The sequence below is a fragment of the Aestuariivirga sp. genome (assembly GCF_046093005.1).
GTDB lineage: Bacteria > Pseudomonadota > Alphaproteobacteria > Rhizobiales > Aestuariivirgaceae > Aestuariivirga.
Genome location: NZ_JBJTER010000187.1, coordinates 1 through 5,496, shown reverse-complemented (window position 1 = coordinate 5,496; position 5,496 = coordinate 1). Strand labels below are relative to the sequence as shown.

General features: G+C 65.1%; 6 protein-coding genes. All 6 read right to left on the bottom strand.

The features are described 5' to 3' along the window. Nucleotides 1–379: DUF1833 family protein (locus tag ACKOED_RS15790; RefSeq protein ID WP_408917582.1), on the bottom strand; the 379-nt coding region annotated here is incomplete at its 3' end. Further along, on the bottom strand, nucleotides 376–732 hold the full coding sequence (locus ACKOED_RS15785; protein WP_408917581.1) for a hypothetical protein: 357 nt from the start codon (nucleotides 730–732) through the stop codon (nucleotides 376–378). The genes ACKOED_RS15785 and ACKOED_RS15790, both read right to left, overlap by 4 nt. A 3-nt stretch (nucleotides 733–735) precedes the next feature. Then, nucleotides 736–3,906: a phage tail length tape measure family protein gene (locus ACKOED_RS15780; protein WP_408917580.1), complete on the bottom strand. Its 3,171-nt coding sequence runs from the start codon at nucleotides 3,904–3,906 to the stop codon at nucleotides 736–738. Next, nucleotides 3,893–4,219: a DUF1799 domain-containing protein gene (locus ACKOED_RS15775; RefSeq protein WP_408917583.1), complete on the bottom strand. Its 327-nt coding sequence runs from the start codon at nucleotides 4,217–4,219 to the stop codon at nucleotides 3,893–3,895. Before ACKOED_RS15775 ends, ACKOED_RS15780 begins: the two co-directional genes overlap by 14 nt. Continuing rightward, the gene (locus ACKOED_RS15770; protein WP_408917579.1) at nucleotides 4,216–4,578 is read right to left on the bottom strand and encodes a hypothetical protein; all 363 of its coding nucleotides are present in this window, start codon (nucleotides 4,576–4,578) and stop codon (nucleotides 4,216–4,218) included. The genes ACKOED_RS15775 and ACKOED_RS15770 overlap by 4 nt, the downstream gene beginning before the upstream one ends. After that, nucleotides 4,575–5,496, bottom strand: a 922-nt coding sequence (locus tag ACKOED_RS15765; protein ID WP_408917578.1) for a phage tail tube protein, incomplete at its 5' end; no start/stop codon positions are given. The genes ACKOED_RS15770 and ACKOED_RS15765, both read right to left, overlap by 4 nt.

Below are 5,496 nucleotides of genomic sequence, written 5' to 3'. Positions count from 1 at the left end.
CTCCGGCATCCCAGGTCACGTTGCGCAGCCGCATGCCCGCATACTCGACCTCGATTACATCGGGCTGGTCCGCGAGCACCACCCGGAGTGTCACGCTCGGTGGTTCGCTAATGGTGCGCACTTCATCGACGATCAGTCGCTCCGTATTGTCGATGCGGATACGCGCGATCATCGGGCGGTCTTGACTTTCGGGCGGCAGTTCTACCTCGAATGGGTAGCCAATGAAGGTCCAGCCCTGGTGGATGACATCGACATTGTCATTGACAACGCGAATGGGCGTAGAAAGACCTGTCGCCGAGATTTCGAGTAGGACCAGCCAGACCTTGTCGGACGCTTCGGCGTGTGCCGCTGACCGTGCTTCGGGCGATATCGTCCTCACGGCATCTGCTCCAGTTTGACCGCGACCGAGAACAGCGTTCCGGTAACGGCTGACACGCGAGGCGCTTCAACAAAACGGAACTCCGCGGCCGTCCCCTCGCGCGGGTGAACCCAGTCGAAGGGCAAGGCGCCGCCGGCTGTGGTTTCCTCAAAGAAGCTCTTGAAGGTTGCGGCCTGTGCTGCGTTGACGCGGAACGTCACCTCGATCTGGCGTGGCGCTGCCGTAAACCGGCGCCGGGTCTTGGCGGCCCCAGCCTCCATGGCCGTGCGCAAGACCGTGTCGGCAAAGCGCTCTTGGTAACCACCGACGGTGGGACGCTGCGGCAGGCTCGAAGGCCAGACGATATTGGCCATCTCTCAAACCCGCTTGGTCAAACGGCGGGAGCCATAGGTCTCGCCCTGTGCCCGATCGAGGCGTCCGCTTCGGATCGCTTCGTCGATCTTGTCCTCGATGAAGACAGCAATCTCGCGTTTGCCATCGGCGCCACGGCGCTGTTCGGTGCGCGCAGGCGGCTGATCGCGACCAATGCGCATATCGTAGACATTGACCTGCACATCATTCGCCGGCGCCGGCATGCGCATGCGATCGAGACGCTCCGCATTCCACCGATGGCGCGGGTCATTGCGCGTCAGAACTTCCTCGCCACGCAAACCGACAAACGGCACCTCATCCGGCCGCAAACCCAGCATGCCGCCTGCATGGAAACGCTCAGCCCCTGCAAAGGCGCCGAGTGCCACCAGCCTGGTGTGGGATGGCGCTATGCCGATCAGGCCACCGGCATGCGCGGCGCCGAAGAGGCCGGAGATCCAATTGAAGATGCCATCGAAGAACCCACCGCCAGTACTTGCAGCAGCAGCGCTCGCACCTGCCTGCGCAGCTGCCTGTGGCGCCACCACACCAAAGAGGCTCGGGAATGCCCCCACGATTTGCGTGGTGATTGGCAGGATGAATTTTTGCTCGATGAGCGTTGCAGCGATGCGCGCTGCCATACGCCGGAACAGTCCCACCGCGCCTTCGGCGAGGTTGGCAAAGACGCTCTTCCCGGCTTTGCCGGCATTGGCGAAGCCATCGACCAGGAAGTTCGATATGTCGCTCGACAGGCTCTTTGCCTGATCACGGATGTCGTTGAAGTAGCGCGCCTGCTCGCGAAACGCTGCTGCAGCATCTTGCGCCTGGAGAACTTGTTCATCGACGCCGCCAAGACGCTCACGCATGCTCTGCATGCGACGCTCACGCTCGATGGCAAGTTCTGCGGCCCGTCTCTCGGCAGGATCGCTCAGACGCGCAGCTTGTGCCTCCCGTTCGGCAATGTCGCGGTCATTGGTCGATGTGCGTCGCTCGCGGGCCAGCATGCGGGCGCGTTCGGCGGCGGCCTGTGCCTCGATCGCGCGTGTCGTCGCCTCGATGGAGGCGCGCAGCCTTTCCTCTGCTGCGCCCGTGGCGAGAGAGAGGGCCGCACGCGCGTCACGGGTTGCCGCCAAGGATCGCTCAGCCACCTCGGCCCGCTGGACGGCGGCAGTTCCTTGCGCCTCTGCTTCCGCGAGCCTGCGCGCGCTTTGGGCCGACAGTTCTGCCTGAAAGGCGGCACGCGCCTGCGCTTCGACAGTTTCGAGGACGCGTGTACGGAGGATTTCCTCCGTTCGCGCCGTCTCGTTGATTCCGTTGCGGTAGCCCTCGATTGCCGCTTGCCGAGCCGCCTCGGCGCGGATGACGGCCGATTGACCCTGTCCATAGGCGTCCGCCACAGCGAGCGTCGCGCGGCTCTGGATCTCCAGTTCACGCGTCTGGTCCTGGTATTGTTGGCGCTGCTGAGCCGCCGCGTCCGCAACCATGCGGCGCTTGAGAGCTTCGGCCTCCAGCGCATTGAGATTCCGTTCGCGCGCGGTGATCTCTGCCTGGATCTCCGCCTCCACAAGAGGGCGGCGGGCGGGCGCTGCATTGTAGATCCGTTGGCGTCGTTCGAGGTCGGCGATCTGGCGCGCGGTCTCTTCGCCGATCGCCATGGGCTGGGGGCCACCGACCGAAGAACCCGCAACCACCGGTGGCTGGGCTTGGGCCTGAGCACGGGCTTGCGCTTGTTCAGCGGCCTGGCGGAGCCGCTCGTACTCCGCTCGTGCGGCCTCGACCTGCTCTTGGACCTGAAGTCGCACAGCGTTAGGCGACCCATAGCCAAAGCCCGGGATGACCACTTCCGCATTAGGGTCTCTGTAGAGCCGGGTCTCGCGGTTGAAGCGGTCAAGACGCTCGACCGCCATCTGCAATGCATCCTCGGCCTCAGCGAGGGGATCGCGGACACGCGGCTGGGATGGACCAAGCAGATTGGCCGCGCCGGAGATCGCGCCTTCGACGACCTGCAGCGTGATCCGACCGATCGCGCCGCGCGCCAGGTTATCGACAAGGCGGTCCCAGGCACGACTGATGTCGTTGATCGACTTCTCGGTGGGCGAAAGCGACTGCTCGTTCAGCCCCCGGATGCGTTCCTGCAGCGCCGCGATAGCGATGCCATAGGCGCGCGACTTCTCGCCTTTCTCTGCGAGGAGGCGGATGTTCTCGCGCTGAGACGGGTTGAGGAAACCATTCAGCGCCCGGTCCAGCTTGATGATCGCGTCGTAGCCGCCGGTCGCGAGTTCAGCGAGCTGTCGAGCCGCGTCGCTGGTGCTAGACCCCATCGCGGCCGCCAGATCGGGCGCCATGCTCGCCAGACGCGGGATCTCGGCGCCTGGAAGGTTCGGCGTGCGAACAAGGGTCGAGATCGCCGAGCGCGCTTCATCACGCGCGACGCCGACATCACGAAGCTTCTCGACGAGTTCGTTCAGCTGCCCCGCTGTGGTCTGACCCTGACGCCCCATGGCGGCAAGCGCCACGTTGAAGGTCCGGCTTTCCGCTGCAAGATCGCTGGCGCGAGACAGAATGATCGCGAGCGGTATGCCGATGGCTGCCAAGGCAGCTGCTGCGCCGAGCGCCACTGGCGGGATCGCCCGGAATGTCGCCCCGATCCCGCCGAAGATCTGGGTGATCTGCGGGCCCTGTTGGAGGGCCACCGTCAACGGGCTCATGCCCGTCGTCAGCGTCGTGAAGATATCGTTCAGCTGCGGCTGCAGCTGGGCCAACTGGCGGGCAGTGATGCGAGCCTGCTGGCCCTGCGTCTCGACAGCCCGGCCGAAACTCCGCGCTTGTGCGCCGGCGGCGGTGAATTTGCGCCCGATGCCCTCGACGACACTGGCATACTCGCCCTGCGTCAGCAGCCCTTTGCCGAGTAGGGCGCTAGCGCGGCCCTGTTCCTGGGCGGCCTGATAGCCATCGGCATATTGGCGCTTCAGGCGCTCGGCGGAACGGGCGAGCTTCTCCTGCTCTCGGTCGGCCTTTTGCGCCGAGGCGCCGGTCCGCTCCAGAGCGTTGCCCGCGTCGCGCGCCGCCGTCTCAATGGTCTTGAGCGCCTGCTGGCCGGTGCGACCCGCTTCGACCAGTTCGGCCTTGAAGCGTCCCCCATCGACCTGCAGTCGGACCGAGATGTTACGGTTCGCCATCCTCGCTCGTGTCGTTTCGCTTGATGATGCCGCGCATGAGGCCGGTTTCGGCCGCGGGCAGGAGTTCGGCGAGCGCTGGTCGGCTCACGCCGAGCGCATCACCCATGAGAAACACAGCCCCGAAATCGAGCCCAACCGGGCCTGCTGGACCCATCCGCAGTTGCCCCGCGCAGCGCTCCAGAAGGTCCCAGACTTCCCAGCCTTCAGCAGTGGCTGGTTGATCGCGATCGTAGGGACATTCGGGGCAGCGTCCGGGGCAGGCCGCGCAATAGGCAGGCCCGCCGCCAAAGTGCCATTCGGCGCGGGCGCTCAGGCGTTTTTTTCGGCTTCGATCTCCGCAATCGGACGCGCGTAGATCCGCTCGAAAGCGGCCGCCGCTTGCCAGATTTCCATCAGGGCCTCGACTGCCTCAGCTGTGACCGGCGCCGGGGCACCCTTATCGTCGGCGATGCCCTCCCATTCGATGATGGAGAGCCGGGCGAGCGCCTTGATGAAGGCGACACCGCGTAGGGCGTCGATGACTTCGCTTGCCGTCTCGCCCTCGGTGTCGACCCGCACCATGGCGGATTGGGCGGCAAAGAATAGCGCCGTCCCAAAGGGGCGGACCTTGAGCCGTACGCCGGGCAGCAGTTCGAGCCAATAGGGCTCGGCTTTGAGACCAAGGCGGATCATGGAGTGGCTCCGTAGGCTGCAACATCATTCTTGAGGACAGCAGTCAGCATGCGGCCAAGCGTCGGGTCCTTGGCGCCGCGAAACTCGAAGGTGACCTGAATACCCGACGGACCTTCGATCGGCACGGAGGGGCGCGAGAGCACCGCCTCGTGCACGGTGAAAATGAGGCTCGTATTGGCGTCGCGCACATAGCCGAAATCGAGCTCCATCGGCGTGCCTGCGGTTGCGGCATCGATCAGCGTCGTCCCGTCAACGCGGACGACGATGTTGCCGGTGCAGGCGGCGACGGTCGGCTCAGCGCTATCAATCAGCCCATCGGAGCGGATCGTCTCGATGCGATCGAGGCCATTGCGATAGACGATCTCGGCGGAGACGACGCGCCCCATAGCGGCGCCATTGCGTCGGATCGTTCCCTGGAAGGAGCCGAAGCGCAGCGCGTTGTAGCTTACAGGGGTCAGATCGCGATCGACATTGTCCGTGCTCTCTCCCTGCGCAATGAGGGAGAGGGTGGCGCTGGTCAGGCCATCGCGACGAAGCGGTAGCGTGAAGCTATCGACGCGGGCCCCAAAATGCGTGCGCCGCAACGGGACGTCCGGGTTGACCGCCTGAAGCGACAGGCTTGGGATGGTGGCGCCGCCGGATTGGAAGCTATGCGTGAAATTCGTGGTGCCCGTCGTTGTCGGCTCACCCAGCAGCGCCTTGAGCCAGAAGCCGATCTGCCGCGCATCGCAGGGCACCGCGACTTCGCCGTCGCAGGTGAGTGCACCGAGCACCGCAGGCGCGGGGTCGCGTCCCTCACCAAGCAGATCATTTTCGAGCAGGGGCTGGCGGGCGGATAGCCCGTATCGCGAGAAGCCAAGCCGGTGATACCCGTCGGACGGCGGTGAGCCATAGGTCGTTTCATAGGCTGCCATCAGG